Origin of the sequence: Saccharopolyspora sp. (assembly GCF_017434145.1) — a bacterium.
Taxonomy (GTDB): Bacteria; Actinomycetota; Actinomycetes; order Mycobacteriales; family Pseudonocardiaceae; genus Saccharopolyspora_C; species Saccharopolyspora_C galaxeae.
In genome coordinates, this window is the sequence record NZ_JAFRFW010000130.1 from 1 (window position 1) to 3,477 (window position 3,477).

The following is a 3,477-nucleotide window of genomic DNA, read 5'->3' on the forward strand; positions in this document are numbered from 1 at the left end:
ACGCAGATCGTGCTCAACGGCTACATCGCGCAACGCTTCCCGGCCGGGGTCCGCGCAGGTGCGCTCGGCGGGATCCTGTCGGTCGGCCGGGTGGGCGCGATCCTCGGACCGATGCTCGGTGCCTTCGCGATCACCGCGGGTCTCGGGCTGCGCGGTGACTTCTACCTGTTCGTACTGCCCGCCGCGCTGGGTATGGCGGCGCTGTTGTGCACGCCACGCGAAGCCGCTCCGCAGCCATCGGGCCGGTGGAGAAGCACGGGTAGAGCCCGATGAGCACGGAAGTGATCGCCACATCGATCACAACAGGCAGCAGCCACCACGGTTGCTCCGCGCAACCGGAGCACTTGCGGAAAATATGTGCGACTTTCCGCGTGCCCTGGCGCGACCGGCCACAAAGCGGCCACTACCATGACAACTATTATGAATGAACCTGTGTCCGGGGCCGCTTGGGAACGGCGCGGCGAGAAGGTGTCGGCGATCATCGCGCGGGAGATCGTGCGGGACATCGCCAAGCGCGAGCTGCCGTCCGGCTCCACCTTGGAATCCGAGAGCGCGATGCTCGGCCGCTACCAGGTGGCCCGCGCCTCGCTGCGGGAGGCGCTGCGCGTCCTGGAGACCCACGGCCTGGTGCGGATGAAGCCCGGCCCCGGCGGCGGTCCCGTGGTGGCCGATGTGGACAGTCGCGAGTTCGGCCGGATGTGCACGCTGTTCTTCCAGGTGATGGGAATCCGGTTCAGCGAGCTGGTGGAGGCCCGGCTGATCGTCGAACCGCTGGTCGCGCGGCTGGCCGCCGAGCGGCGCGATCCGGAGGACAACGAGCAGCTGCGCACCATCGTGCAGGAGGGCTTCGACGCGGAGGACTCCGCCGAGTGGTTGCGCGCCAGCAGCGCCTTCCACGCCAAGGTGCTGTCCATGTCCGGCAACGGCCTGCTGAACATCTTCGCCCGCGCGCTCAAGGACATCTTCACCGAGCGGGTTTCCGGCGTGCTGTTCGTCAGCCGCCGCCGCGCGGAGGTGAAGAAGGTGCACGGGCAGATCGCCGACGCGATCGTGGACGGCGACGGCGACCGCGCCGAAGAACTCATGCGCGAGCACATGAGCGAGTACGCCAAGATGGTCGCGAAGAAGGAACCGCAGCTCATGAACGAGGTCGTGGACTGGCGGTGAGCTCGGAGGCGGTTCCGCGGCAGGGGCGGTGCGACCTCGGACGCCTCGAAGGGGGTGTCCTGGCGCCGCCGTTGCCGGCCCGGTGACGCACCCCCAAGGCGGCTGCTCAAACGGGCAGCCGCAGCACTCGGGAGAGGTTGCCGCCGAGCAGCGCCGCTTCGGTCTCGTCGCCCAGGCCGAGCGCTCCGATGGCGGCGATTTCCGCGGCCGGATCGGCCATCGGCCAGTCGGAGCCGAACACGACCCGTTCCGCGCCGTGCCTGCCGATGATCTCGCGCACGGTGCCCGGGTGCACCGTGGCCAGCCCCGGCGGCCAGCTCGTCTCCAGCACGATCGGCAGGTCCCGCAATTCCTCCCGGGCCTCTTCCAGCATGTGGTAGCCGCCGAAGTGGCAGGCGACCAGCCGCAGCTGCGGGAACGTGCGTACGATCTTGCGCAGCATCTTCGGCGTGCTCAGCGAGTTCACCGCGCCGCTGCCGCCCGCGCCGACGTGCGTGATCACCGGGAACTCGGAGCCGAACGCCTCGAGCAGCTCCCACAACCGCGGGTCCTCCAGGCCGAAGCCCTGGAACAGCGGGTGCACCTTGACCCCGTGGATGCCGTGCCTGCGCAGGCTGGCCAGGTTCGCTTCCACGGACTGATCCACGTGCACGGTGCCGAACGGGGTGAACCGGTCGCGGTCGAGCGAGGACACGAACTCGTTGGTGCGGTCGACGTGCTTGGCCGCGCCGGCCACGCCGAGCGCCACGCTGTGGTCGATGCCGTTCGCGCGCATGTCCGCGGCCAGCGTGCCCGCTTTGCCGTCGCGCAGCGCGCGCAGGCCGGGCAGCGCGTTCGCGCCGAGCGCCTTCTCCGCGATCGCGTCCGGCCACACGTGGGTGTGCGCGTCGATGATCACGTCGACCTCCGGTGGGCGGTGGCGATCCTCGCGGAGCAACCTAGCAGAAGCTGAAAATCATTACAATGGTTAGTAATCGGTCCACAGTGGTCGGCACGAGCGGTGCCGCGGACCCGGCGGAACCGAACTCCAAAGTGGACGTCGTTGCCGAATCGTTCATGGTCAGCCGGTTTTTTATCACCCGCATGACAACGAATCGCGCGGCCGGACCGGCTGTCTTGACGTGCTCGAAGCCGGGTCGGTAGAAGGTTTTGTTTACATTTCCCGTTGTAAACGTTCGGAGGGGCACCATGGCGCGGGACGACCACGAAGGCAGATCGAGCTCGGTGCGCCGAGCCGTGCAGAACCTGCGCGGGTTCCAAGTGCTCACGCGCGCGGGGATGGCCTCAGCCACTGCGCCCGCCACCGCGCTGCGCGGGCTCGCCGACGTGCGCGACCACGGCCCACTGGTCGGCGCGCTGCGGCACGCGCTGCGCACCCGCCCGAACGCCGCCGCACTGGTGGACGAACACGGCACGCTGACCTACGCCGAACTGGACCGCGCCTCGCGCGCATTGGCCCTCGCACTGCTGGAACGGGGATTCGAGCCCGGACACACGATCGCCGTGCTGTGCCGCGACCACCGGTGGCTGGTGCTGGCACAACTGGCGTGCGGCCGGATCGGCGTGCACGTCGTGCTCGTCAACACCGGGTTCGCCGCCCCGCAGCTGGCCGACGTGCTCGCCCGCGAGGACGCGGCAGCGCTGGTGCTCGACGGTGAATTCCACCCGCTGGTGCAGGAGGCGCGGTTGCGGCTGCCGTGCTTCGGGGCCTGGCAGGCGCCGCAGCCGCGCGGCGCGGGGCCGAGCCTGGCGGACCTGGTGGCGGAGGCCGACGACGGCGCGCCGCTGCCGGAACCGGACCGCCCGGGCAGCGTCGTGCTGCTCACCAGGGGAACCACCGGCCGCCCGAAGGGCGCGCGCCGCCAGGTCCGCTCCGCGCTGGCCGCCGCGGACTTCCTGGACCGGATCCCGCTGCGGGCGCACGAGCGGACCTTCCTGGCCGCACCGCTGTCGCACGCGATCGGTTTCTCCCAGCTGACGGTCGCGTTCGGGTTGGGCAGCACCGTCGTGGTGCACCGGAGGTTCGATCCCGGGCAGCTCGCCCGGGCGGTGCACGAGAACGGCTGCACCTGCGTGGTCCTGGTGCCGACGATGCTGCATCGGCTGCTGGAGCTGGACGAGCGCTTCCTGCGGGAGCTGCTGTCCTCGGTGCGTTCGGTCGTGGTCTCCGGCTCGGTGCTGGCCCCCGCCTTGGCGCAGCGGGCCAGTGCGGTGCTCGGCGACGTGCTCTACAACCTGTACGGCTCGACCGAGGCCGCGGTCGCCGCGGTCGCGACCCCGCGGGAGCTGGCGGCGGCGCCCGGCACGGTC

General features: G+C 70.4%; 3 protein-coding genes and 1 pseudogene. 3 read left to right on the forward strand and 1 reads right to left on the reverse strand.

Features of this window, described 5'->3' with window-relative positions:
- Nucleotides 1–273 (forward strand): annotated as a pseudogene (locus tag IJH84_RS03450) (hypothetical protein); the annotation flags it as partial.
- Between the two features lie 147 nt (nucleotides 274–420).
- On the forward strand, nucleotides 421–1,167 hold the full coding sequence (locus tag IJH84_RS03455; protein WP_200069487.1) for a FadR/GntR family transcriptional regulator: 747 nt from the start codon (nucleotides 421–423) through the stop codon (nucleotides 1,165–1,167).
- Between the two features lie 106 nt (nucleotides 1,168–1,273).
- On the opposite strand, the gene IJH84_RS03460 is transcribed toward IJH84_RS03455, so the two are convergent.
- A complete protein-coding gene (locus IJH84_RS03460; protein ID WP_295140052.1) occupies nucleotides 1,274–2,065 on the reverse strand; it encodes an amidohydrolase family protein in 792 nt (263 codons plus the stop codon).
- 290 nt (nucleotides 2,066–2,355) lie between these two features.
- Here IJH84_RS03460 and IJH84_RS03465 point away from each other — a divergent pair.
- Nucleotides 2,356–3,477, forward strand: a 1,122-nt coding sequence (locus IJH84_RS03465) for an AMP-binding protein (RefSeq protein ID WP_295140054.1), incomplete at its 3' end; no start/stop codon positions are given.